The following is a 22,753-nucleotide window of genomic DNA, read 5'->3' on the forward strand; positions in this document are numbered from 1 at the left end:
GCAACAGGGAGGTTCTCATGCGTTTTTTGAAAACCGCAGCAATGGCTGCGATTGCCGGCACGCTTCTGGCCGGGTCGGCTTTGGCCGACGAAGTGAAGATCGGTTTTCTGGTTAAGCAGCCGGAAGAGCCGTGGTTTCAGGATGAATGGAAGTTTGCTGATATCGCGGCTTCTGAAAAAGGCTTCACGCTGGTCAAAATCGGTGCGGAAGATGGCGAGAAAGTCATGTCTGCCATCGATAACCTAGGTGTTCAGGGTGTCCAGGGCTTTATCATCTGTACGCCCGACGTGAAGCTCGGGCCGGGTATTGTCGCCAAGGCCGCCGCCAATGGTCTCAAGCTGATGACCGTCGATGACAGGCTGGTCGGTTCCGATGGCGAGCCTCTCGCCGATGTGCCTCACATGGGTATTTCGGCCGTGAAGATCGGCGAGACGGCCGGTGAAGCCATCGTTGCCGAGATCAAGAATCGCGGTTGGGATATGAGCAAGGTCGGGGCGATCCGTGTTTCCTACGATCAGCTTCCGACTGCAGTCGATCGGGTCGAAGGGGCAATTGCGAAGCTTAAAGAGGCTGGCTTCCCGGAAGCCAACATCTTCGATGCGCCGCAGGCACGTACAGACACCGAGGCCGCTCTCAATGCAGCCACCGTGGTTCTGAACAAGAATGCTGACATCAAGCATTGGGTCGCTTTCGGCCTCAACGATGAGGCTGTCCTCGGCGCAGTACGCGCTGCTGAAGGCGTGGGAATCGGCGCCGATGGCATGATCGGCGTGGGCATTGGTGGTGCAGATTCGGCGATCAACGAATTCAAGAAGCCCGAGCCAACGGGTTTCTTCGGAACGGTGATCATTTCGCCGAAGCGCCATGGCTATGAAACTGCACTCAACATGTATGAGTGGATTGTCGACGGCAAGGAGCCTGAGAAGCTGATCCTGACGTCCGGCGCTTTGGCGCTGCGCGACAACTACCAGGATGTCCGCAAGGAACTCGGCATCGAATAGCCGACGGCTTCCATGCAGCCGGCTTGTATTCATGCCGGCTGCTTTCCTCCCGCCTGTCGGGCGGGGTTCGACACTGGCTACGCTTTGGAGGAAGCCGGCTTCATGTCTTCCTATCTCGAATTCTCCGGCATCTCGAAGAGTTATCCCGGCGTTAAAGCGCTTTCCGACGTTTCTTTCGGAGTTCGCAAAGGCGCGGTTCACGGGCTGATGGGCGAGAACGGAGCAGGGAAATCCACGCTGATCCGCATTCTTTCTGGCGACGCAGCGGCCGATGAAGGCACTGTGCGCATAGACGGTGAGACGCAGAACTACCAGTCGACCCGCGATGCCTTCGATGCTGGCGTCGTTGTCATCCATCAGGAATTGCAGCTTGTGCCGGGGCTGACAGTCGCTGAGAACCTCTGCCTTGGACGGTTTCCTGCAACCGGCGGCGTCATCGGTTTCAGTGCCATGTATGAGGATGTCCGGCGCAAGCTCGAGCTTGCCGGAATCTCGGTCGATCCGACGCGCAAGGTTGCAGAGCTTTCCATCGGCGAACGCCAGATGGTGGAAATCGCGAAAGCCGTCATGCTGGATGCGCGTGTCATCGCGTTGGATGAGCCGACTTCCTCGCTATCCTCTCGTGAGAGCGAAATTCTTTTCACCCTGATCGACAGGCTGAGGGAGGATGGCCGCGTCATTCTCTACATTTCCCATCGGTTGGACGAAGTCTTCCGCCTCTGTGACAGCCTCACGGTTCTGCGCGACGGCAGACTTGCTGCCCATCACGAGACAATCGAAGGGGTCACGCGCGAGCAAATCGTCTCCGAAATGGTCGGGCGTGAAATCAGCGATATCTGGGGGTGGCGCGCGCGTCCCGTCGGAGCGGTCGAACTGGAGGTGGACGGGGTTCATGGCGAGAAGCTGCCCGTTCCAGCCTCCTTTCAGGCGCGAAAAGGGGAAATACTCGGGTTCTTCGGCCTCATTGGCGCGGGGCGTTCGGAGCTGTTGCGCATGATCAGTGGTGCCGATCCGCGCGCCGGCGGCCAGGTGCGTGTCGGCGGCGTGGACATCGGGTCAGGCCAACCGGCGGAGGCGATCCGCAAGGGGGTCGTTCTGTGCTCCGAGGATCGCAAGTTCGACGGCATCATCCAGGGCCGTTCACTCGAAGAGAACATCCTTATCTCTTCGCGCAGGCACCTGACGCGCTTCGGTGTGCTGGACCTGCGCCAGGAGGGGGAGGTCGCCGAGACCTTCCTGAAGAAGCTCAGGGTGCGCACGCCGTCGCGTAAGCAGGACATCATCAACCTGTCCGGCGGAAACCAGCAGAAGGTCATCCTGTGCCGCTGGCTTTCGGAAAAGGGTGTCCGGGTTCTACTCGTCGACGAACCGACGCGCGGCATCGATGTCGGTGCCAAATCGGAAATTTACGACATTCTCTATCAGCTCGCGGAGGAGGGGATGGCCATAGTCGTCATTTCCAGCGAATTGCCCGAAGTCATGGGCATTTGCGACCGTATCCTCGTGATGTGCGAAGGGCGCATCAGCGCAGAGATCGGGCGGGCTGACTTCAACGAACAATCCATCCTCGCCGCCGCGCTGCCGGACGAGGCCAGCGCCGCGTCGGTCGGTTAAGAGGCTTCACGATGACGACTTCCATCAAAAAGCTCATCCTGGGCGACCAGGGACTGCTTGTAATCTTCATTCTCGCCTTCGCGCTCGTGTCGCTGACGGTCCCCAACTTCCTGACCGAACGCAACATGCTCGGTCTCTTGCAGTCCGTTGTTACCGTCGGCGTGATCGCCTGCACCATGATGTTCTGTCTGGCGGCGCGCGATTTCGACCTGTCCGTCGGCTCCAATGTTGCTTTTTGCGGCATGGTCGCGGTGATGGCGTCGAACGCCACCGGGTCGATCTTTCTGGGTATTCTGACCGCGCTGGCTGCGGGCGCGCTGGTCGGCCTTTTCAATGGCGTCGTCATCGCCAAATTTCGCATCAACGCGCTGATCACCACGCTGGCAACCATGCAGATCGTGCGCGGGCTGGCGCTCATCTCGTCGGACGGGCGGGCTGTCGGTATCGACGATCCCATGTTCTACCAGCTGGCTCTCTCCAAGTTTTTAGGCGTTCCGACACCGATCTGGGTTCTGGCGGCTCTTTTCGTCATTTTCGGTTTTGTCCTGAACCGGACGGTTTTCGGCAAGAACACGCTTGCCATGGGCGGCAATCCGGAAGCCTCAAGACTTGCGGGCGTCAATGTCGACTGGATGCGAATCTGGATTTTCACGCTGCAGGGCTTCATTTGTGCGGTGGCAGGCATCCTGCTTGCCTCGCGCATCACATCCGGACAGCCGAATGCGGCCACGGGGCTCGAGCTCTCCGTCATTTCCGCTTGTGTTCTTGGCGGTGTGTCTCTGGCGGGCGGGCGTGCGACAATGACCGGAGTGATCGTCGGTGTGATGATCATGGGCATTGCAGAAAACGTCATGAATCTTCTGAATATTCAGGCTTTCTATCAATATGTGGTACGCGGGTTCATCCTGTTGCTTGCCGTGTTGCTCGATAATATGCGGTCGAGCGCAATCGGGCGACGCTGATGCAGGATGGCGTGTCGCAGATACTGGATTTGCCATCCTTTTAGCGAGCGTTTGGTAGCGCCTTGGATATCGGGAGAGATCGCATGACATCTGGACAGGGACGGTTGAGCGGCAAGCGCATTTTTCTGACAGGTGCCGCTCAGGGCATAGGGCGGGCGATTGCCGAAGCCTGCCTTCGGGAAGGGGCTTCTCTGTTTCTGGTGGACAGGGATGAAGCACTTCTTGAGCAGACGGTTGACGAACTCGGCGAGGCCGAGGGACGGCTGGCCCATGCTGTTGCCGATATCTCGGATGCCTCTGCCATCGAGGCGGCGGCAGCCATGGCCGGAAACAAGATCGGGACACCCAACGCGCTCATCAACAATGCCGGTGTCAATGTGTTCCATGAACCGCTGCAGACAGACGATGAAGAATGGGCGCGCTGTTTCGACATCAATCTGAAGGGGGCATGGCATTGCTGCCGTTCGCTTCTGCCCGGCATGATTGAAGCGGGCGGGGGCGCGATCCTAAACATCGCCTCGACGCATAGTTTCACAATCATTCCGCACACATTTCCCTATCCCGTTGCCAAGCACGCGCTTCTGGGCATGACAAAGGCGCTGGCGCTCGAATATGCGGGCAGGGGTGTGCGGGTGAATGCCATCGCACCCGGCTATGTGGAGACGCAGAAAAACGTCGATTACTGGAACAGTTTTCCCGATCCGGATGCTGCGCGGGCTGAGACCATGGCCCTGCATCCGGGCGGTCGCATCGCGACGCCCGCCGAGATCGCCATGGCGTCGGTTTTCATGATTTCCGACGAATGTCCCTTCATGAATGCCGCCTGCCTCGTTATTGATGGTGGTCTGAGCGTTTTGCAGCATCCGGCCTGAGTTCACTTTCATGACCGACCCTTCCCGTCCGTTCTGCGCTGCCGTTGACTGGGGCACGAGCAGTTTTCGTCTTTGGCTTCTGGATGATGAGGGCACTGTCATTGCCTCCAGCAGCAGCAATGAGGGGATGATGCACTGCGCGGGCACAGGCTTTGCGCCGGTTCTCGACGCTCATCTTGCAAAAGTGGGTGCGTCTGCCGGCACGCCTGTGTTGATCTGCGGTATGGCGGGTGCAAGGCAGGGGTGGCTGGAGGCACCTTATGTGGAGGTTCCCGCGAGCCTCGAAGCTTTGCCGACACAGGCAATAAAAATTGCCGGTGCCAAGAACGATGTTCGTATCCTGCCCGGAATTTCGCTGAACGACCCGCAGGCGCCGAACGTCATGCGCGGCGAGGAAACACAATTGCTGGGTGCTGTGAGCGAGAGCGGCAATGCGTTGGTATGCATGCCGGGGACGCATAGCAAATGGGTCGAGATTGAAAACGGTGTGGTCACGCGTTTCAGCACGTTCATGACCGGAGAGCTTTTCTCGCTGCTCACGAAACATGGAATTCTGCAGCACGCGGTCGAGGAAAAAGCCGTTGTCTCGTCAGATGACGCAGCATTCCGGTCCGCACTGAAACGCACCGAAGGACAGGCGCACGCTGCTCTTTCCGGCTTCTTTGGAGTCCGTGCTGCACAATTGCTTGGTCTGGAAACTCGTGGCGATGGTGCTGCCCATCTTTCCGGTCTCTTGATCGGCGGCGAGATCTCGGCCGCGCGAGAGCTTTTCGGTAAGGAGGGCAAGGTTACGTTGATCGCATCAGAGCCGATCAATGCGCTGTATTCGGTTGCCTTGGAAAAACAGGGTTTCCAGGTCGTCTCGAAAGATGCAGGAGAAGCCTCGCGGGCAGGGCTTTTCAGATCAGCAAAACGAATTTGGAGCCGATAGACATGCCGGAACGAGATGTGAGCTGGCCGGGAGAGAGGCGTGCGCTGGTAGCGATCCTGCGCGGCATTCGTCCTTCGGAAGTTACGGCCATGACTGAGATGCTCATCGACGAGGGCATCACGTCCATAGAGGTCCCGCTGAACTCGCCGGAACCGTTTCAGTCCATCGAAACGGCCCTTGCGATAGCAGGAGACCGGGCGCTTGTCGGCGCCGGCACCGTGCTCACCGTCGAGGATGTCGAACGGTTGCATGATATCGGCGGCCGGCTGGTCGTGAGCCCGAATACGGACCCCGAGGTTATTCGGCACAGCGTGTCGCTCGGCATGATCTCCATGCCCGGTGTTTTCACACCCAGCGAAGCCCTTCTTGCGCACAAATGCGGGGCTTCGGCGCTTAAGTTTTTCCCGGCATCAGCGCTTGGCGTGTCCGGCATTGCGGCTATCAAGGCAATTTTGCCGAAGGGTGCTGTGGTGTGTGCCGTGGGCGGTGTCTCCGATGCGACGCTGGCCGATTATTTCAAGATCGGCGTGCGCGCTTTCGGTCTGGGAACGGGACTTTATCGACCGGGTGATGCCGTTGATACAGTCAGGGCGCGGGCCCGCAAAACCGTAGAGGCCTATGATCGTGCTTCGAGGGGCTGAATTTTCCACCAAAGTGTCGCGAGAGGCCGGATAGCCGCCTTGGCAGTTGTGAAGGCGGCGTTGCCTTTTTCGATGAAAGGGTGATCGGAGCCTGTTCTTGACAATTGCGGGTGTCTCTTTCACCTCCTGTCGGGTGCGCGGCATCGGCGGCGTTCAACAGACAATCCGGAAGGGGTGGAAAATGTTCGAAAGCGCTCACATTGACGAGGCCATTGCGTGGCGTCGCGACTTGCATCGTCATCCCGAGTTGGGATTTCAAGAAGAGCGTACGTCGAAGCTGATCGCCGGTCTCCTGGAGGGCTGGGGCTGGCAGGTTCAAACCGGGCTTGCGAAGACCGGCGTGGTCGCGCGGTTGGGCGAGGGAGGGCATTCGATCGGATTACGGGCGGATATTGATGCGCTGCCCATCGAGGAAGCGACGGGGCTGGATTACGCTTCGAGCCACCCTGGAAGAATGCACGCCTGCGGGCATGACGGGCATACAGCGATGCTGCTTCTGGCCGCGCGTCAGATGGCGGCTGAAGGTGTGACCGGCGGAAACGTCACTCTGATCTTTCAGCCGGCAGAAGAAAATGATGGTGGCGCGCGCGTGATGATCGAGGAGGGACTTTTCAACCAGTATCCTTGCGACAAGGTGTTCGGGATTCACAATTGGCCAGGTCTCGCTCCCGGGCGCCTTGTCGCCCGCAACGGGGAAATGATGGCAGCCTTCGCGATTTTCGAGATCACCATCGAAGGGCGCGGCGGGCATGGTGCGATGCCGGAGCAGAGCGATGGTGTGGTGGCTGCGGCAGCACGCGTTTCAGCCGCGCTCCAGGAATTGCCGGCGCGGCGGTTGTCTCCGCTCGTGCCGGGCGTCGTTTCAGTGACGCAGATTCACACCGGCTCTGCATTCAACGTTTGCCCCGACCGGGCGGTCGTTTGCGGAACGACCCGCTGGTTCCAGTCTGAGGCAGGGGATGAGATCGAAACCAGGCTGGCCGAGGTGGTCCATGGCATTGCTGCAGCGCATGGCTGCCGGGCAAACATCGATTATCAGCGACGCTATCCCGCGACAATCAACAGTGCAGCCGAGGCGGGGCTTGCCAGGCAGGTGGGGGAGGCTATGGGTCTCGATGCCGGAGAGGCTGGACCGAGCATGGCATCGGAGGATTTCGCCTTCATGCTGAACGAAAAGCCCGGGGCGTATATCTGGTTGGGTGCCGCGCGCCAGGGCGAGAATCCCGGACTTCATTCGCCCAGGTTTGATTTCAACGATGAAGTGCTGCCGACGGGCGCCGAGTTCTGGGTGCGGCTGGTGCGGCAAGCTCTTTCTGTCTGATGGACGCTCTGGACAGCCGCTTCTTGCGGGCGTTTCTGGTCGTTGCTCGTGAGGGGTCGATCCGTCGCGCCGCTGAGCGGCTGAACGTTGCACCCTCGGCGATCAGCCGCAAACTGGCGGAAGCCGAAGCGCGGCTGGGAGTGGGTCTCGTGGAGCGTAGCGCGCAGGGCATCGTGCTGACGGATGCGGGGCGGCTGGTGCGTGAGCATGCACTCGTTCGGCAGGATGAGGAGACCTTTCTGCTCGATCAGCTCGGCAAGTTCAGGGCCTCGGGTGGGCAGGTGGTGCGTATTGCGGTCGGCGAAGGGTTTGCCGCAGATCTGATGCAGAATGGCCTGGCCCCGCTCGCGGCGAACCATCCTCATCTCAGGTTTCGCATCAACATTGCCGGAACGGAGGAAATTCAGCGTCAGGTGGTTGAAGGGGACGCGGATCTGGGCATCGCCTACAATCCTGTCCCCATGGAAGCAACACGCGCAGTGGCGCTTGCAAGGCAGCCGCTCTGTGGTGTGGTCCCGGTCCATTCTCCGCTCGCTGAACGCCGGTCTGTACGGCTTGCTGAAATGCTTGATCACCCCTTTGCCATCCTTGATGCCCGCCATGGCATCAGGGCACTGGTTGCGCGTGCAGCCGGCGATCTTGGGCTTGCGTTGCGGCCCCAGGTGGAGACCTCCTCCATCGCTGCTTTGATTCGATATGTGGGCGCGGGCATAGGGGGGAGTTTTCTTCCCCGCTTCTCGGTCTCCATTCAGGCGGAGCGGGGTGAGGTTGCGATTGTCGAACTTGATGAGGAGAGCCTTCGGCATGTCAGTGCGCACCTCATGGTGCGGGCCCGCCGCCGGCTGCCGCAGTCAGCTTCAACGACGGTGGAGTATCTTGCCGCAAACATGGCGGCATTTCGCGAATAGAGCATTTAGTGTTGCCAAATTTGCAACACCACGTGCCTGAATTGGCGTCTACTCAACAACACCCTGTCATCGCAGTGTCATGAACACCAAGTGGATGGGAGGTGGCATGACGCAGTCGGTTGGCGTGATCGGTCTTGGAGCTATGGGAATGGGCATGGCCCGTTCTCTTCTGGCCGGTGGCTTTTCCGTGGCAGCTTTTGATCTTTCGCCGCAGGCCATGGCAAGAGCGAAAGACGTAGGCATCGGTGCGCAAGAGACACCAGCCGGGGTGATCGAAGCAAGCGACATCATTGTCCTCTCATTGCCCCTTGCCAGCCATGTGGATGCGACGATTGAGGCCGGGCTGGCCGCAGGTGCCTTCAAGTCTCCAAAAATCATCATCGACACGTCGACTTCCGAAGCGGCGGTGAGCCGCAAACTGGCAGCGAAACTCTCCGAAATCGGCCACGGTTTCCTTGATGCGCCCGTCAGCGGCGGTCCGCAGGGGGCGGCAAGCGGTTCCCTTTCGGTGATGCTGGGTGGCGATGCGCAATGGGCCGCGCAGGCGAAGCCGGTTTTGGATGCACTTGCCTCCAAGGTGATCCATGTCGGACCGAGCGGAGCCGGCAATATCGCGAAGCTCGTCAACAATATGCTCGTGGCCTGCCATATGCTGACCACAGCGGAAGGGCTGCGCCTTGCAGAGGCAGCGGGTCTCCCTGCCGAGGACGCACTTTCCGTCATCAACAGCGCAACGGGACGGAGCGCGCTGAGTGAGATTCATTTTCCCAACTGGGTTTTGAGCGGCACTTTCGACAGCGGTTTTTCTGCAGGTCTGATGCGCAAGGATGTGAGACTGGCGCTTGAATTGGCACGGGACAGCGGCTGTTCCATGCCGGTTTCGGAGCTGGTTGCGAAACTGTGGTCCGAGGAAAGCTCGGGCATCGCCGACAATCAGGATTTTATGCTGCTTGGCCGTGTTGCGGCCAGTACAGAAGAGAAGACGAATGGCTGACGACATACTCCCTGCAACCGACACGCGCACAGAAGTCGCGCGGCTGCTGACCGAGCTGCTTGGCAGTGCCGAGGTGCAAAATCACGTCGCCGGACGGTTGATGTCGGGCGATGGCGAGACCCTGGCCTTGACCGATCCGGCCACCGGCAAGGCCTTTGCCGAGTTCTTCGATGCCGGTGCAGCCGTGGTGGACAAAGCCGCCGAGGCAGCAGTCGCTGCGCAGCGTGAATGGTGGGGCAAGACAGCTTCGGAACGCGGGCGCATCATGTTCGAGATCGCGCGCCAGATTCGTGCTCATGCGGAACCGCTTTCCCGTCTTGAGGCGATCTCGGCCGGCCGTCCCATCCGCGATGCCGCGGGCGAGCCGGCTCGCATGGCTGAGATGTTCGAGTATTATGCGGGCTGGTGTGACAAGATCAGTGGCGACGTGATCCCGGTACCGTCAAGCCATCTCAACTATACCCGCCACGAGCCGATCGGCGTGGTAACCCAGATCACCCCTTGGAATGCGCCGCTTTTCACCTGCTGCTGGCAGGTGGCACCTGCGATCTGTGCGGGCAATGCAGTGATGCTGAAACCTTCTGAGCTCACTCCATTGAGCTCGCTTGTCATTGCGGCCTTGTGCGTCAAGGCAGGTGCGCCGAAGGGGCTCGTCAATGTGATTGCAGGGCAGGGGCCGACGGCCGGCCAGAAGATGATCGAACACCCAGCGACGGGTCTGGTGGTGTTCGTCGGCTCGGCTGCGGGCGGTGTGGCGATCGCATCTGCCGCGGCGCGACGTCTTATCCCGTCAATCCTGGAACTGGGCGGGAAATCCGCCAACATCGTGTTTGCCGATGCAGATATCGACCGTGCCGTGGTCGGTGCGCAGGCGGCGATCTTCGCCGCGTGCGGTCAAAGCTGTGTGGCAGGTTCAAGGCTTCTGGTTCACCGCAGCGTGCACACGCAGATGGTTGAAAAACTGGCGAAGGCCAGTGCCCGAATTCCAGTCGGCATGCCGCTCGACCCGTCCACCCAGATCGGCCCGGTCAACAACGCCCGCCAGTGGAACAAGGTGGACACTATGGTGCGCGCCGCCGTTTCAGAAGGTGCGCATCTGGCAAGCGGTGGCGGAAAGCCAGAGGCCCTGAGCGATACCGATGGTTTTTTCTATGCTCCGACAATTCTCGATCAGGTCTCCCGCGAGATGGAGATAGCGCGTGAGGAGGTGTTTGGCCCCGTGCTCTCCGTTCTTTCGTTTGAGGACGAGGAAGAAGCAGTGGCCCTTGCCAACGACACGCCCTATGGCCTGGCGGGAGCGGTCTGGACGCGGGATGTGGGCCGTGCACACCGCGTTGCAGCAAAAGTTCGCGCTGGCACTTTTTGGATCAACAGCTACAAGACAATCCATGTGATGTCGCCTTTCGGCGGCTTTGGCCAGTCGGGCTACGGGCGTTCCTCCGGCCGGGAGGCGCTTGCCGCCTACACGACCACGAAATCAGTCTGGGTCGAAACCGCAGCCGATCCGACAATCGGCTTCGGTTACGCGCCGGGCTGAACCGCATGGGCGGTCCCTCGGGGCCGCCCTTTGTTCCATCCCGGCCCGCGTTAAGAATGGGGCGGGCTTAAGAGAGGGGATCTCAATGGAGAAGACGAAAGACATACTTTTGGACTGGCGCCTTCATCTGAGCGTGCTGGTCATCACGGTCATCGCAGAAGCCGTCGGCGTAATCGCGGTGCCGATCGGCATCGGTTCGATCCTGCTTCTTCCACTGCTTTATGCCTTTGTGATGGGGCTCATTCTAAACCCCAACGTCATTCGCAAGGTGGAAGGCTGGATGGGGCAGCGCGAGGTCCGTGCTGCGTCACCGTTGATCGTGATCGCGATCATGCCGTTCATCGCCAAATTCGGTACGATCATCGGGCCGTCGATGGAGAAGATCATTGCTGCCGGGCCGGCTTTGATTTTGCAGGAACTCGGCAATCTGGGCACGATTTTGCTTGCTTTCCCGGTTGCCGTTCTGGTGCTCGGCATGGGGCGGGAAGCAGTGGGAGCCACTTTCTCCGTCGCCCGTGAACCCAACATCGCGATCATCGCCGACAAATACGGGCTGAAATCCGCCGAGGGTGCCGGCGTCATGGGCGTCTATGTCATCGGTACACTTTTCGGGACATTCATCTTCGCCATTCTCGCGTCGCTTCTGGCGACATCCGGCTGGTTCAGCATTGAGGCTCTTGCCATGGCGTGCGGCATCGGGTCGGGCTCGATGATGGCGGCCTGCTCCGGTGCGCTGTCTCACGCCGTGCCGGAGATGAAGGAGCAAATCCTTGCCCTCGCCGGGGCCAGCAATGTGCTGACATATGCAACAGGCCTTTACCTGTGCATCTTTGTGGCCTTGCCGGTGACCGAGAAACTCTATGACCTTCTGGGCCGTAAAGAGCCCGTGGCCAGCAACGCCGGAGAATGATCATGAGCACTGCTGAACTTCCTGTCGATTACGAAGCAAACACGAAGCCCGACCTCGGCCAGCATGCCGTGCTGCTGGCCGCCGTGTCCCTCATTGCGCTGGTGGGGAATACGGTTGCGACAGACGCTACGGTTATTCAGGGGCTGGTCGGCCTTGCCGTCCTTTACGTCATTGCGATGGTTGGCCTGGTTCTGACACATGTCGTTCCAATCAACCTGCCATCGGTCGCCTGGATCTCGCTCGTGGGTATACTCGCAACCTTGCCCTGGACACCCGGGAGCGCGTGGGTTCTGGACAAGGTGAGCCACGTGAACTTCCTCACGCTGGCCACGCCGTGTCTGGCTTACGCAGGTATCGCGATCACACGTCGCGAAATCTCAATCGCCAAGTCCTCGGGCTGGAAGCTCTTCATCGTGGCCGTTCTCGTGATGACGGGCACTTATGTCGGATCGGCAATCATCGCGGATCTGTTCCTCTGATAGGATCTTGGGGCTACCGCCCGAATGCGTGGTAGCCCCAGGGCGCTGGGTGCAGACTTGCTGCATTCGTTCAAAGATGCACTATGAGCGCCAGTGGCACCGTGTGTTTCTGCTGTCGAGCGTCCGAGCGCGATCTTCTGCGCCCAGCGTTAGAGGCAACGGCCGGTTCGGTGTCTGACTGGAAGGTTTGGATGGGAGCGGCGAGGCATGCCATTGACGGCCACGAAGCTTGGACCGGATGGCCCCGAGGTCTCACGCCTTTGTCTCGGCACGATGATGTTCGGGGACCAGACCGACGAAGAGGCTTCCGCAGCCATCCTCGATTGCTATCTGGCAGCAGGCGGCAATTTCATCGATACGGCGGACTCCTATGCCGGAACCCGATCGGAAACCATTCTTGGAAAGCTTCTGAACGAGCGCGATCTGCCCGTTTATCTTGCCACAAAGTGCGGCAATCCACTGCCGGGGATGAACGGAAGCGGCGGCCTCTCGCCTGCGTGGATTCTTCAGGCGGCCGAATTGTCGCGGGAGCGTTTGAAGCGGGATTCGATCGATCTCTACTATTTGCACCACGATGACAACTCGACACCGCTCAATGAAATTGTCGGGGCGATGGGAGAGCTTCTGACCAGAGGCACCATTCGCGCTTGGGGTGTCTCAAATTTCCGACCATGGAAGATCGTTGAGCTTGTCCATCTGGCGGACAGGTTCGGGATCACGAGACCGATCGCTGCACAGCCCTATTACCACATGCTCAACCGAACTGCGGAAGCAGACTATCTGCCAGCGTGCCGCCATTTCGGCATTGGTGTCGTTCCCTATTCACCGCTTGCACGAGGTGTTCTTACGGGCAAGTATCGCTCTGGCACACCCCAGGGTTCGCGCGCGGCGCGCGGAGATACCCGCATGCTGGAAACGGAGTTTCACCCTGCAACACTGGAACTTGCGGCTAGAGCGGCTGCGTATTCCGATCAGAAGAAGGTGCCGCCGGCGCATCTTGCGCTCCAATGGGTGCTGGCCAATGATGCTGTTAAAAGCGTACTCATCGGCCCGCGCACCGTCGGTCAGCTCAATGATTATCTCAATGCGGTGAAAGCACCCTACGATGCCGACGATGAAGCATTCCTGAGTGCGCTTTGCACACCAGGCACCACACCCGTGCCAAACTATTGGGACCCCCGCGCGCCTTTGCAGGGCAGGCGAGCTCGGTTTGAAACGTCATTTTTCCGCTGACATAGACAGACCCGTTGGTTCGATAAGGCTCCTGTAAAGTCTGAATGAGCGAAATACCCCGTGAGCCGATGAGCGGAGAGGAACGGAAAATCGTCCTCGCGGTCATGGCTACTAAATGCAATCGGCGTCGGGCGATTTTCAGCCGCAACCTGGACAACGCCTTCAGGGCTCTTTCCCATCGTTGCAGAAAATGGAAAGCTAGCAGGCAACGGGCCCCAGGGAGGGCTTCAACTGTGTCCAACAGGCGGGGCAGGCATAAATGAAGCTTGGCTGTATCGGGGACGACTTCACCGGGTCGTCCGACCTTGGCAACACGCTTGCGAAAGCCGGTATGCGGGTCGTTCAATATAGTGGGCTCCCCAGTTCACCTGCCGCACCGGATGTGGAGGCCGGCGTCGTTTCATTGAAGACGCGGACAGTGCCCGCCGATGAGGCCGTCCGACAGTCGCTGGAGGCATTGGAGTGGCTGCGCGATCAGGGTTGCAGTCAGTTCTTCTTCAAATATTGTTCTACATTCGATTCAACATCTGAAGGCAATATCGGCCCTGTCGCGGAGGCCCTGAGTGAGGCGCTGGAGGCGGGACCAGTGATATTCTGCCCGGCCTTTCCCGCGACAGGTCGCTCCATCTATCAGGGACATCTTTTCGTCCATGACCGGTTACTCAGTGAATCCGGTATGGAAAACCACCCCCTGACGCCGATGCGGGATGCGGATCTGCGCCGGGTGTTGGCTTCGCAGACAAAAAAGCCTGTCGGCCATGTGGCGATCGGCGATGTGTTGGCCGGGCATGAAGCCATTCGACGCGCAATCACGCGGGAGTTCGAGGCGGGGCGGCCCTTCATCATTGTCGACGCGGTCACCGACGCACATCTGGTGGAGACCGGCAAGGCGGTGGCCGATCTCCCGCTTGTGACCGGCGGCTCAGGGATCGCTCTTGGCCTTCCAGAGAATTTCGGCTGCCGCCCCGCCCGGCTCGCCCGTGCGGAAGGGTTCGGGCCGATGGCATCGAAGGCGGTGGCACTGGCGGGCTCTGTCTCCCGTGCCACATGCGGTCAGGTGGAGGCGCACCGAAGGGCAGGCCAGCCCGCCTTCGAGATTATCGCTGCCGATGTGCTTGAAAAGCGGCTCAATGCGGACTCTCTGGCTGGATGGCTGATCGAACAAGAGGGCGTTCCGCTGGCCTATTCTTCCGCCGATCCAGAAACGGTTTTGGAGAATCAGCGCCGGTTTGGCCGGGACACGGTGGCGCAGGCCATCGAACAACTGTTTGCAGAGACCGCACGTGCTCTCGTGGAGCGTGGCGTGGACATCATCATATCCGCCGGGGGCGAAACCTCCGGAGCGATCGTGTCGGCGTTGGAAATCGAGGCCTTCGAGATCGGGCCGGAGATTGACCCAGGCGTTCCAGCGCTTCAGGTCGTTGGAAGATCGCTGAGACTGGCGTTGAAATCCGGCAATTTCGGAGGACAGGATTTTTTTACCAAGGCAGCAGGGATTCTTGGAGCAAGTGCATGAGTGAAGAAACACGTCTGCGAGATGAAATCGCACTTTTGGCGAAATCTCTCTATGATCGCGGCCTGACCCATGGGTCCACCGGCAATATATCGGCGCGGCTCTCCGATGGCAGTTTGCTTGTGACCCCTACGGGGTCTTCGCTCGGCATGCTGGACCCGGCTCGCATTTCCCGTCTCGATGGATCGTTCAACCATATTGACGGCGATCTTCCAACGAAAGAGGTTCCCCTCCATTCAGCCTTTTACGAAACGCGTCAGGCCCAGACCGGCGCGGTGGTCCATCTGCACTCCACCCATTCGGTGGCGCTCTCGGTGCTGCCTGAAACGGATCCCGATAATGTGCTGCCACCCATCACACCCTATTCGCTGATGCAGCTGGGCAAGGTGAAGCTTCTTCCCTACTTCATGCCTGGAGACGCGGCGATGGGAGAGGCGGTACGGGGCCTTGCAGGCAAGCATTCAGCAGTGCTTCTGGCCAATCACGGGCCGGTGGTGGCGGCAAAGAACTTGAGAGCAGCGGTTTTCGCCATGGAGGAGCTCGAAGCAACGGCCCGTCTGGTTCTGCTTACGCGCGGCATGAAGGCGAACCTTCTCACCGACAATGATGTGGCGGCCCTCGCGAAGCGGTATCCGGTCGAATAAAGGATTTTCGCGCATGCGAAATTGGGGGAGGCGGAGAATAGAGTGATCCGGCCTTTGTTTTGACGCGTAGTTTCTGGCAACAGAGGAGTTTGGGCGTCATGACAGGCAATACCGCAAAAGGCACGGTGTGGATCACGGGTGCCAGTTCCGGCATTGGGCGCGCGCTGGCGTTGCGTCTCGCGCGTCGCGGATGGCAGGTGGCGGCCAGTGCCAGACGTATGGAAGCGCTGGAAGAACTGGCGGCCGAGCAGACGGGGCGCATCTTCCCCTATCCGCTCGATGTCACCGATTTAGCGTTGACCAGGCGCGTTCACCGACAGATCGAGCATGATCTCGGGCCGCTCGATATGGCTATACTGGCGGCAGGCACCTACAAGCGCGATGGTGCTTTTGACTTCAGGGCCGAAACCGCGCAGGCAATGATTGCAGTCAATCTGCAAGGCACCTTGAATGCGCTTGAGCCGCTGCTGAAATCGATGATGCAGCGCGAGCGGGGCAAGATCGCCATCATGGCTTCAGTGGCGGGCTACAATGGTTTGCCTGGTGGCGCAACCTATGGCGCGACCAAGGCGGCGCTCAACAATCTATGTGAGGCAATGAAGCCGGAGGCCGAGCGCAGGAACGTTTCGCTGAGCATCATAAATCCCGGTTTTGTGGATACGCCGCTTACGGCGCGCAACGATTTCCCGATGCCATTCCTGATCTCTGCGGAGGAGGCCGCAGACACGATCGAGAAAGGGCTCGATTCCGGGAGGTACGAGATCATATTCCCCTGGAAAATGAAGATGGCAATCAAGGTGTTGCACGCCCTGCCAGCGGCTCTTCGCTTTATGATTACCCGCAGGCTCGTGCGCGCCGGAGACTGATCCTCTCACTGTGGCAGGTTAAGCAAGTTCGTATTGAACCACGTCGATACGACCGTTGCGAAAGCCTGCCCGGCAATAGGCGAGATAGTAAAGCCACATTCGGCGAAAGCGCTCGTCGAATCCGAGTGACGAAATGGCCTCCCACCCTCGTGCGAAGCGCACTTCCCATTCGGTCAATGTACGCGCGTAGTCCTTCCCGAAACAATATCGATCCGCGAGTGTCAGGCCGGCATTGAGAGCGGCATCTTCGAATGCGCGTTGGGACGGCAGCATGCCGCCGGGAAAAATATAGGTCTGGATGAAATCCGCCTTCCGTCGATAGATCTCAAAGCGACTTTCTTCCACGGTGATCACCTGGATGAGAGCACGCGCACCCGGTGCCAGGAGGGCACGGACACGGTCGAAATACACAGGCCAGTTCTCCTCGCCCACGGCCTCAAACATTTCGATGGAGACAATCTTGGAGAAGGTGCCGCGGCAGTCGCGGTAGTCTTGCAGACGAGTTTCAGACCTGTCGGACAATCCAGCTTGCGCAAGTCTTTCCCGGGTAAAATTGGCCTGCTCGCGCGACAGGGTCAGTCCGGTCACGCGGCAACCCGTCTTGCGGATTGCATGTTCAGCGAAGCCTCCCCAGCCACAACCAATTTCGAGAACATGATCATCAGGCCCGATCTTCAGGCGATCGATGATGCGATCGTATTTGGCAGCCTGGGCTTCCTCCAGGCTCTGTGTTTGCACGTCGAAGATGGCTGACGAGTAAGTCATGCTCTTGTCGAGCCACTGACTGTAGAATTCGTTGCCGAGATCGTAGTGGAAGGCGATATTGCGCCTGCTTCCTGTACGCGAATTGCGCCGAAGGCGATGCCTCAGCACATCGAGTTTGGAGATCAGCGACGAACTTTCCAACACGGCGCGCCAGCCTGTTTCATTGGCCAGTGCCAACTCGAGAACAGCGTCCAGGTCGGGCGTTTCGATATGGCCGTCGAGAAAGGCGCGTGCAAAGCCGTTGCTGCCTCCTGTCAGGATCTGCATGAATGCCCGCCCGTTCTTGAAGTGGAGCACGGCGGTAGGTCCTGGCCGTGTTCCGGCGGCTGTATGACGCCCGCCATCGGGGAAACGCAGAGTGATTTGACCGCAATCGATGGCGTCTGCCCAACGACAGACGATGCGCTGCCACAGAGGGCTCGATGACTGAGCGTGCAGTCGTCTGGAGGCATTTTCAATATGACTCATGAGGATCTGCCTTTCGATCGGATTTGACCAGAGACTGCGTGACCCGGTGCGGGGAAGGCACGTGCCTGTGGAAGGGGACCTTTTTCAGCCAGAGGCGTACCGCCTCGAGATGGATTGCACCGGTGATCTTAAGTGTCATCAGCGGGTGGCTGAAAAGCAGTCCGAGCAATGCCTTGTCGGTTAGGTCCTGTCGTCGCCCTGCAAAGGAGGCATGCAACACCGGCGCGTTCTCCTCTGTCTCGTTGATGGCGACCAGGACATCCTCTGTCGGCGGCAGGATACGGAAGTTGTACCTGCAGTTCATTGACAGGAAGGGTGATACGTAAAGCGCCTTGTCGCAGGCATGGCGAATGCCTTTCGCGGAAAGGTTCTCCGCAGGGATCACATAGGTGTGCCGTTCGCCGAAAGTGTTGCAAACTTCGTAGAGTATAAGCCGGACATCGCCCTGTTGATCCGTGCAGAAATACACGGACAGAGGGTTGAAGACGTAGCCAAAGATCCTCGGATAGCACAGCAGGCCCACCCGCATTGTCTTGGCATCGAAACCGGCCTTTTCAATCTGAGTGTTTACCCAGCGGCGCAATCCACCCCGAGTGCCATCGCCATGATCCGTGTCGTGGAAAGAGAACACGCCGGCGCGATTGTAGCTGAAGAACCACATGTGCTCCGACAGACAAGGCAACGCATCGAGATCGAGGTACAGAGCGAAAACCCGGTAACTCAGCCGGTGCGCCTTTGGGCGGTGACGTCGATGGACGACCTGTCCGGAATATATGGCGGAATCCCAGCTCATTCTGCGGCCACAGCATCCTGACTGAACGGCAGTGGCTGGTCTTGCCGATTGGCCCGCCATGGCGGAGAGACGCCGGCCAATTGCTCTGCCACGCCCAGGCCCGAGCGGATGCCGTCTTCATGAAATCCGCTCCCGAAATAGGCACCGCAAAACCAGGTTCTGCGGGTGCCCTGAAGGCGCCAAAGCTGCTTTTGTGCCACGAGCGCTTTCGTATCGAAGAGGGGATGCGTGTAGGAGAAGGCGGCAATCTGATCTTGCTCGGGAACCGCATAGACCGGATTGAGCGTCACGAAGAGCGGATGGGCCTGATCGAGATTCTGCAAACGGTTCATCCAGTAGGTGACACAGAGCTGGGGTTCCGCGAATTGGCGCGCTGCCTCGATGTAGTTCCAACTCGACCAGACACTGCGACGCTTGGGCATGAGCCCCGTGTGCCGGTGCAGCACCGCCTCATTGGGCGTGTAGGCGAATTGGCCCAGGAGGTCATATTCATCCTGACTTGGGTCTTCGAGCATGCGCAGCGCTTGGTCCGCGTGCGTGGCAATCACGACGTCGTCAAAAATGTCGGTATGCCCAGAAGCGTCGGTCACCTCCACCCCGCGATCCCGACGTCGGATCTTCGTTACGGGCGAGGCGAGGCGCACCTCGCCGTCGAAATCTTTTAGAAGTCGCTCGACATAGTTTCGGCTGCCCCCCGTGACAGTGCGCCAACGCGGACGGTGGGTGAGTGTCAGAAGCCCGTGTCGTTCGAAGAACCCGATAAAGGCGTGGAGTGGATATTCCCGCATCTGCGCAGCTGTGGTTGACCAGATCGCTGCGCCCATAGGCAAAAGATGGTTGTTGATGAAGCTATCGCTGTAGCCCGCCCTTGCAAGAAATGAGCCGAGCGTTTCGTCCGCATTGCCGCGTTCGATCAGAATGGATGGGGCCGTGCGGTAAAAGCGCATGATGTCGGCGATCATGCGCCAGAAGAACGGACGCAGGATATTTGCTTTCTGACCAAGCAGCCCCTTGAGCCCGGAGCCGGAATATTCGAACCGGCCGCCATCCAGCGATGCCGCAAAGGACATGTCAGAGGGTTGGGTGGAAACGCCCAGATGTTCAAAAAGAGAAACCAGTTCAGGATAGTTGCGGTCATTGTAGACAATAAACCCAGTATCCACTGCGGTGAGGCCGTTGGGGGTGATCACGTCGATCGTGTTTGCGTGTCCGCCAGGGCGCTGGTCCGCCTCATAGAGGGTTACCTGGCGAGAGCGGGAAAGCAGCCAGGCAGCCGAAAGCCCGGAAATGCCGCTGCCGATGACCGCCACGCGACTGTCGGTCGGTCTGTGTTTTCGTGTCAGCAACGGGAAACCCTCCATGGATGTTATTAAGGGTTACGGACATGGAGTCCGTTTGGATCTCCCGGCATCAAAAAATTTTGCTTGTTGTGATCCGGAATGCTCTAACTGTCGTAGCTCAGGGCATGAATCTCGATCTTTGCCCCACATTGCCTGCCGAACAGGCGCTTGCAGCGTTTCGCGCCGTTCACGACATTCGGCACCACACACCAGTCTTGCGGGGTTTGATGAAGGATATCTCCAGACCAGAGCCCAAAGACGATGTTGGACGGATGATCGTCCGCGTTGGTATGAGCGGCGACATGGAGGCTTTCGAACAGATTTTCCGCGCCTACGCTCCAAGGGTGCGCGCCTTCATGATGCAGCGTGTCCGGGACCCGCAAATCTCGGAAGAACTGATGCAGGAAACGATGGTCATGATCTGGCGCAAGGCCGCGCAATTCGACCCGGTGAAAGGCTCGCCCGGTGCCTGGATATTTACCATTGCCCGCAACTTGCGCATCGACAGCTATCGTCGTAGTCGGCAACCGGACTTCGATCCGAACGATCCGGCGTTTGTACCGGAAGCGGGCCCCGCAGCCGACGATTTCGTCGAAACGCAAGACCAGGAACAACGGCTGCATGCTGCGCTGACCGGTCTGCCTGCCGAACAGCATGACCTTCTGAAACTCGCATTCTTCGAAGAGGTTTCGCACAGCGAGATCGCGGCGCGTCTTGGTCTGCCGCTGGGCACGGTGAAATCGCGCATCCGGCTCGCCTTCTCAAAATTGCGTGCGGCTCTGGGAGACCGGCCATGAAAATTCGGCACCAGGTCAGCGACGCGCTTCTTCTCGATTACGCCACCGGTGTGCTTTCAGAGGGCTGGCGCATCGCGATTGCCACCCATCTTGCTCTGTCTCCCCAGAGCAGGCGCCGCCTTGCGCTGATGGAAATGGCGGGTGGAGCTTTGGTGAGGGATCTTCCGCCTGAGCCTTCGCCGCTCGATGAGGAGCGCAGCTGGATGGCACTCATCAGGCGGTTGGAGAACTCAAAGACGCAAGATGAGGCACCGCCGCCTGGCCGAAACCCGCAGAACGCTGCCTCTGTTGTCCTGCCCGAGCCTCTGCGCTCTTATGTGGGGGGAGACGTGGCATCTGTGAAATGGCGGCCGCTTGGTCGCGGTGCCTATCACCTGCCCATTGCAGTGGACGACAAGAACACCATGGTCCGGTTGCTGCGCATTCCGGCGGGCAAGCCCGTGCCTGAGCACGGGCACCGGGGCCGGGAGTTAACGCTTGTTCTTTCCGGCAGCTTTCGCGACGGCGAGGCGTTATTTGCACGAGGCGATCTGGAAGAGGCCGACGAGACCCTGCAGCATCAGCCGGTGGCGACGGAAGGCGAGGACTGCATCTGCCTTGCCGTCACCGACGCCCCGTTGAAATTCCGCAGCTGGCTGGTGCGCGCCGTGCAGCCCATCCTTGGAATTTGACGTGCGCGAATGACCAAGCACCGGAGCGTTCAATGACCTACATCATCGCCTATATCGCAACGGCCATCGTGTTTTTCGGGCTGGATTATGTCTGGCTGTCGCGTGTGGCCACGGGCTTCTATCGAGATCGCATGGGGCATCTGCTTCTGGATCAGCCAAACCTTGCTGCCGCCGGGCTTTTTTACTGCGTATATGTGGCAGGTATCGTCTACTTCGCCGTCGCCCCCGCACTTGGCAACGGTACTGCAACCAGTGCCCTTATTGCCGGTGCACTCCTCGGCCTGATTGCCTATGGCACCTATGACATGACCAATCTGGCAACGGTGAAAAACTGGTCCGTGGCGGTGACGATCGTCGATATGGCATGGGGCACTGTACTGACAAGCGCGTCGGCCTGGGCCGGCTACATGGCGACGCTGCGTCTGGTCGAAAGACTTTAGCTCCTGCACGGGGCCGCCCACGTGTCCGAGACAGCGTTTGAATGTATAAAAGCGGTTGTGAAGGGTGGTAACGGAAGGCCGTCGCCACCATTCTCACAGCTAGAAATATGCTGCAGCTACCCGTTTTCTTGGGGCATTCATCGCTTGGTTCTCAGCACCTGCTTCAACAGCGAAGTGGTTTCCGCGCTCGGGCGCTTCAGCCGTACGATACGCAAAGCTGCTTTTGCTTCCCAAGACCCTCAATGCCAAGCTCTACTACATCGCCTGCCTTGAGATAACGCTGGGGGGAGAGACCCATGCCGACGCCGGGCGGTGTGCCGGTCGAGATGATATCGCCCGGTTGCAAGGACATGAAATCGGAGAGGTAGCTGACGAGTTCCGCCACCCCAAATACCATTGTCTGGGTGGAACCAGATTGCATCATTTCACCGTTCACCGTGAGCCACATGGAAAGGTTTTGAGGATCGGCGATTTCGTCTCGGGTTACGAGCCAGGGGCCGGTAGGCCCGAAGGTGTCGCAGGATTTCCCCTTGGTCCATTGTCCCTGACGCTCGTTCTGGAAAGCGCGCTCGGAAACATCGTTAAGGACGCAATATCCGGCCACATGTTCGAGTGCATCTTCCTTGCCCACATGCTTGGCGGTTTTGCCTATGACAACACCCAGTTCCACTTCCCAGTCGGTTTTGGTTGCGCCGCGCGGGATGACGAGATCGTCGTCGGGGCCGCAGATCGCGCTGGTGGCTTTCATGAATATTATAGGCTCGGTGGGAACGGGAAGTCCTGCCTCGCGCGCATGGTCACTGTAGTTCAAGCCGATGCAGATGAACTTTCCCGTGGCGGATACGCATGGCCCAAAGCGCTGTTCGTGGGGGATGCGAGGCAGTGAGGATGGATCGAGCGCTGCCAGTGCTGTGAGCCCTTCAGGCGAGAGCGTTTCACCGGCTATGTCCATGGTGTGGGCGGAGAGGTCGCGCAGATCGCCATTGTCGTCGATTAGGCCAGGCTTTTCCGCGCCGGCCGCGCCAAAACGTACGAGTTTCATCGTGTTTTCCT

Annotated in this window: 23 protein-coding genes; 19 read left to right on the forward strand and 4 right to left on the reverse strand. The window is 59.4% G+C overall.

The annotated features are described in order from the left end of the window. Positions 1–17: 17 nt before the first annotated feature. The 16 genes from H7H48_RS08210 to H7H48_RS08285 all read left to right on the forward strand — a co-directional run bounded on the left by H7H48_RS08210 (position 18) and on the right by H7H48_RS08285 (position 16,426). On the forward strand, positions 18–1,001 hold the full coding sequence (locus H7H48_RS08210; protein ID WP_229448540.1) for an arabinose ABC transporter substrate-binding protein: 984 nt from the start codon (positions 18–20) through the stop codon (positions 999–1,001). A gap of 102 nt (positions 1,002–1,103) precedes the next feature. Continuing rightward, on the forward strand, positions 1,104–2,615 hold the full coding sequence (gene araG, locus H7H48_RS08215; RefSeq protein ID WP_229448541.1) for an L-arabinose ABC transporter ATP-binding protein AraG: 1,512 nt from the start codon (positions 1,104–1,106) through the stop codon (positions 2,613–2,615). Between the two features lie 11 nt (positions 2,616–2,626). Then, positions 2,627–3,577 carry an L-arabinose ABC transporter permease AraH gene (gene araH / locus H7H48_RS08220; protein ID WP_229448542.1) on the forward strand — a complete coding sequence of 317 codons (951 nt, stop codon included), beginning with the start codon at positions 2,627–2,629 and terminating at the stop codon, positions 3,575–3,577. Positions 3,578–3,660: 83 nt separating this feature from the next. Beyond that, complete coding sequence (locus tag H7H48_RS08225) at positions 3,661–4,449, forward strand: SDR family oxidoreductase (protein WP_229448543.1); 789 nt, start codon at positions 3,661–3,663, stop codon at positions 4,447–4,449. A gap of 10 nt (positions 4,450–4,459) precedes the next feature. Continuing rightward, a complete protein-coding gene (locus tag H7H48_RS08230; RefSeq protein ID WP_229448544.1) occupies positions 4,460–5,380 on the forward strand; it encodes a 2-dehydro-3-deoxygalactonokinase in 921 nt (306 codons plus the stop codon). Between the two features lie 2 nt (positions 5,381–5,382). Continuing rightward, positions 5,383–6,021 carry a 2-dehydro-3-deoxy-6-phosphogalactonate aldolase gene (locus H7H48_RS08235; RefSeq protein WP_229448545.1) on the forward strand — a complete coding sequence of 213 codons (639 nt, stop codon included), beginning with the start codon at positions 5,383–5,385 and terminating at the stop codon, positions 6,019–6,021. 181 nt (positions 6,022–6,202) lie between these two features. Further along, positions 6,203–7,342, forward strand: a complete 1,140-nt coding sequence (locus H7H48_RS08240) for an amidohydrolase (RefSeq protein ID WP_229448546.1) — start codon at positions 6,203–6,205, stop codon at positions 7,340–7,342. After that, entirely contained in the window at positions 7,342–8,250 is a 909-nt protein-coding gene (locus H7H48_RS08245; protein WP_229448548.1) for a LysR family transcriptional regulator, read from the forward strand. Before H7H48_RS08240 ends, H7H48_RS08245 begins: the two co-directional genes overlap by 1 nt. Positions 8,251–8,356: 106 nt before the next feature. Then, positions 8,357–9,244 (forward strand): NAD(P)-dependent oxidoreductase, encoded by an 888-nt coding sequence (locus H7H48_RS08250; protein WP_229448550.1) that lies wholly within the window; start codon positions 8,357–8,359, stop codon positions 9,242–9,244. Beyond that, positions 9,237–10,781 carry an aldehyde dehydrogenase family protein gene (locus H7H48_RS08255; RefSeq protein WP_229448552.1) on the forward strand — a complete coding sequence of 515 codons (1,545 nt, stop codon included), beginning with the start codon at positions 9,237–9,239 and terminating at the stop codon, positions 10,779–10,781. Before H7H48_RS08250 ends, H7H48_RS08255 begins: the two co-directional genes overlap by 8 nt. Positions 10,782–10,866: 85 nt before the next feature. Then, the gene (locus tag H7H48_RS08260; RefSeq protein ID WP_229448553.1) at positions 10,867–11,691 is read left to right on the forward strand and encodes a DUF3100 domain-containing protein; all 825 of its coding nucleotides are present in this window, start codon (positions 10,867–10,869) and stop codon (positions 11,689–11,691) included. Positions 11,692–11,693: 2 nt separating this feature from the next. Then, positions 11,694–12,170 carry a hypothetical protein gene (locus H7H48_RS08265; RefSeq protein WP_229448555.1) on the forward strand — a complete coding sequence of 159 codons (477 nt, stop codon included), beginning with the start codon at positions 11,694–11,696 and terminating at the stop codon, positions 12,168–12,170. 207 nt (positions 12,171–12,377) lie between these two features. Continuing rightward, positions 12,378–13,403 (forward strand): aldo/keto reductase, encoded by a 1,026-nt coding sequence (locus tag H7H48_RS08270; RefSeq protein ID WP_229448557.1) that lies wholly within the window; start codon positions 12,378–12,380, stop codon positions 13,401–13,403. Between the two features lie 259 nt (positions 13,404–13,662). Next, the gene (gene otnK, locus H7H48_RS08275) at positions 13,663–14,919 is read left to right on the forward strand and encodes a 3-oxo-tetronate kinase (protein ID WP_229448559.1); all 1,257 of its coding nucleotides are present in this window, start codon (positions 13,663–13,665) and stop codon (positions 14,917–14,919) included. After that, positions 14,916–15,560 carry a 3-oxo-tetronate 4-phosphate decarboxylase gene (gene otnC, locus H7H48_RS08280; protein WP_229448561.1) on the forward strand — a complete coding sequence of 215 codons (645 nt, stop codon included), beginning with the start codon at positions 14,916–14,918 and terminating at the stop codon, positions 15,558–15,560. Before otnK ends, otnC begins: the two co-directional genes overlap by 4 nt. Before the next feature lie 98 nt (positions 15,561–15,658). Further along, positions 15,659–16,426 carry an SDR family oxidoreductase gene (locus H7H48_RS08285; RefSeq protein WP_229448562.1) on the forward strand — a complete coding sequence of 256 codons (768 nt, stop codon included), beginning with the start codon at positions 15,659–15,661 and terminating at the stop codon, positions 16,424–16,426. Between the two features lie 18 nt (positions 16,427–16,444). Here H7H48_RS08285 and H7H48_RS08290 read toward each other — a convergent pair whose 3' ends face one another. The 3 genes from H7H48_RS08290 to H7H48_RS08300 are packed head-to-tail and all read right to left on the reverse strand — an operon-like array spanning position 16,445 to position 19,795. Then, positions 16,445–17,659, reverse strand: a complete 1,215-nt coding sequence (locus H7H48_RS08290) for a cyclopropane-fatty-acyl-phospholipid synthase family protein (protein WP_229448563.1) — start codon at positions 17,657–17,659, stop codon at positions 16,445–16,447. Then, positions 17,646–18,452, reverse strand: coding sequence for a DUF1365 domain-containing protein (locus H7H48_RS08295; protein ID WP_229448564.1), 807 nt, complete (start codon positions 18,450–18,452; stop codon positions 17,646–17,648). Before H7H48_RS08295 ends, H7H48_RS08290 begins: the two co-directional genes overlap by 14 nt. Further along, positions 18,449–19,795: an NAD(P)/FAD-dependent oxidoreductase gene (locus H7H48_RS08300; protein ID WP_370633354.1), complete on the reverse strand. Its 1,347-nt coding sequence runs from the start codon at positions 19,793–19,795 to the stop codon at positions 18,449–18,451. The genes H7H48_RS08295 and H7H48_RS08300 overlap by 4 nt, the downstream gene beginning before the upstream one ends. 122 nt (positions 19,796–19,917) lie before the next feature. Between H7H48_RS08300 and H7H48_RS08305 the strand changes: the two genes are divergently transcribed. From H7H48_RS08305 to H7H48_RS08315, 3 genes are read left to right on the forward strand one after another with little or no spacing between them, the layout of a single operon-like run. Continuing rightward, positions 19,918–20,589 (forward strand): sigma-70 family RNA polymerase sigma factor, encoded by a 672-nt coding sequence (locus tag H7H48_RS08305; protein WP_370633335.1) that lies wholly within the window; start codon positions 19,918–19,920, stop codon positions 20,587–20,589. Next, positions 20,586–21,260: a ChrR family anti-sigma-E factor gene (locus H7H48_RS08310; protein WP_229448566.1), complete on the forward strand. Its 675-nt coding sequence runs from the start codon at positions 20,586–20,588 to the stop codon at positions 21,258–21,260. The genes H7H48_RS08305 and H7H48_RS08310 overlap by 4 nt, the downstream gene beginning before the upstream one ends. Before the next feature lie 32 nt (positions 21,261–21,292). Then, positions 21,293–21,700, forward strand: a complete 408-nt coding sequence (locus H7H48_RS08315; RefSeq protein ID WP_229448567.1) for a DUF2177 family protein — start codon at positions 21,293–21,295, stop codon at positions 21,698–21,700. Positions 21,701–21,896: 196 nt separating this feature from the next. On the opposite strand, the gene H7H48_RS08320 is transcribed toward H7H48_RS08315, so the two are convergent. Then, a complete protein-coding gene (locus H7H48_RS08320) occupies positions 21,897–22,742 on the reverse strand; it encodes a fumarylacetoacetate hydrolase family protein (RefSeq protein WP_229448568.1) in 846 nt (281 codons plus the stop codon). Between the last annotated feature and the right edge of the window lie 11 nt (positions 22,743–22,753).

It is taken from the genome of Nitratireductor sp. B36 (genome assembly GCF_020833685.1).
Lineage (GTDB): Bacteria > Pseudomonadota > Alphaproteobacteria > Rhizobiales > Rhizobiaceae > Nitratireductor.

Excerpts from the sequence above, each read along its gene's own strand:
- H7H48_RS08210 (WP_229448540.1), top strand. The coding sequence starts at position 18 with ATGCGTTTTTTGAAAACCGCAGCAATGGCTGCGATTGCCGGCACGCTT.
- araG (WP_229448541.1), top strand. The coding sequence starts at position 1,104 with ATGTCTTCCTATCTCGAATTCTCCGGCATCTCGAAGAGTTATCCCGGC.
- araH (WP_229448542.1), top strand. The coding sequence starts at position 2,627 with ATGACGACTTCCATCAAAAAGCTCATCCTGGGCGACCAGGGACTGCTT.
- H7H48_RS08225 (WP_229448543.1), top strand. The coding sequence starts at position 3,661 with ATGACATCTGGACAGGGACGGTTGAGCGGCAAGCGCATTTTTCTGACA.
- H7H48_RS08230 (WP_229448544.1), top strand. The coding sequence starts at position 4,460 with ATGACCGACCCTTCCCGTCCGTTCTGCGCTGCCGTTGACTGGGGCACG.
- H7H48_RS08235 (WP_229448545.1), top strand. The coding sequence starts at position 5,383 with ATGCCGGAACGAGATGTGAGCTGGCCGGGAGAGAGGCGTGCGCTGGTA.
- H7H48_RS08240 (WP_229448546.1), top strand. The coding sequence starts at position 6,203 with ATGTTCGAAAGCGCTCACATTGACGAGGCCATTGCGTGGCGTCGCGAC.
- H7H48_RS08245 (WP_229448548.1), top strand. The coding sequence starts at position 7,342 with ATGGACGCTCTGGACAGCCGCTTCTTGCGGGCGTTTCTGGTCGTTGCT.
- H7H48_RS08250 (WP_229448550.1), top strand. The coding sequence starts at position 8,357 with ATGACGCAGTCGGTTGGCGTGATCGGTCTTGGAGCTATGGGAATGGGC.
- H7H48_RS08255 (WP_229448552.1), top strand. The coding sequence starts at position 9,237 with ATGGCTGACGACATACTCCCTGCAACCGACACGCGCACAGAAGTCGCG.
- H7H48_RS08260 (WP_229448553.1), top strand. The coding sequence starts at position 10,867 with ATGGAGAAGACGAAAGACATACTTTTGGACTGGCGCCTTCATCTGAGC.
- H7H48_RS08265 (WP_229448555.1), top strand. The coding sequence starts at position 11,694 with ATGAGCACTGCTGAACTTCCTGTCGATTACGAAGCAAACACGAAGCCC.
- H7H48_RS08270 (WP_229448557.1), top strand. The coding sequence starts at position 12,378 with ATGCCATTGACGGCCACGAAGCTTGGACCGGATGGCCCCGAGGTCTCA.
- otnK (WP_229448559.1), top strand. The coding sequence starts at position 13,663 with ATGAAGCTTGGCTGTATCGGGGACGACTTCACCGGGTCGTCCGACCTT.
- otnC (WP_229448561.1), top strand. The coding sequence starts at position 14,916 with ATGAGTGAAGAAACACGTCTGCGAGATGAAATCGCACTTTTGGCGAAA.
- H7H48_RS08285 (WP_229448562.1), top strand. The coding sequence starts at position 15,659 with ATGACAGGCAATACCGCAAAAGGCACGGTGTGGATCACGGGTGCCAGT.
- H7H48_RS08290 (WP_229448563.1), bottom strand. The coding sequence starts at position 17,659 with ATGAGTCATATTGAAAATGCCTCCAGACGACTGCACGCTCAGTCATCG.
- H7H48_RS08295 (WP_229448564.1), bottom strand. The coding sequence starts at position 18,452 with ATGAGCTGGGATTCCGCCATATATTCCGGACAGGTCGTCCATCGACGT.
- H7H48_RS08305 (WP_370633335.1), top strand. The coding sequence starts at position 19,918 with ATGAATCTCGATCTTTGCCCCACATTGCCTGCCGAACAGGCGCTTGCA.
- H7H48_RS08310 (WP_229448566.1), top strand. The coding sequence starts at position 20,586 with ATGAAAATTCGGCACCAGGTCAGCGACGCGCTTCTTCTCGATTACGCC.
- H7H48_RS08315 (WP_229448567.1), top strand. The coding sequence starts at position 21,293 with ATGACCTACATCATCGCCTATATCGCAACGGCCATCGTGTTTTTCGGG.
- H7H48_RS08320 (WP_229448568.1), bottom strand. The coding sequence starts at position 22,742 with ATGAAACTCGTACGTTTTGGCGCGGCCGGCGCGGAAAAGCCTGGCCTA.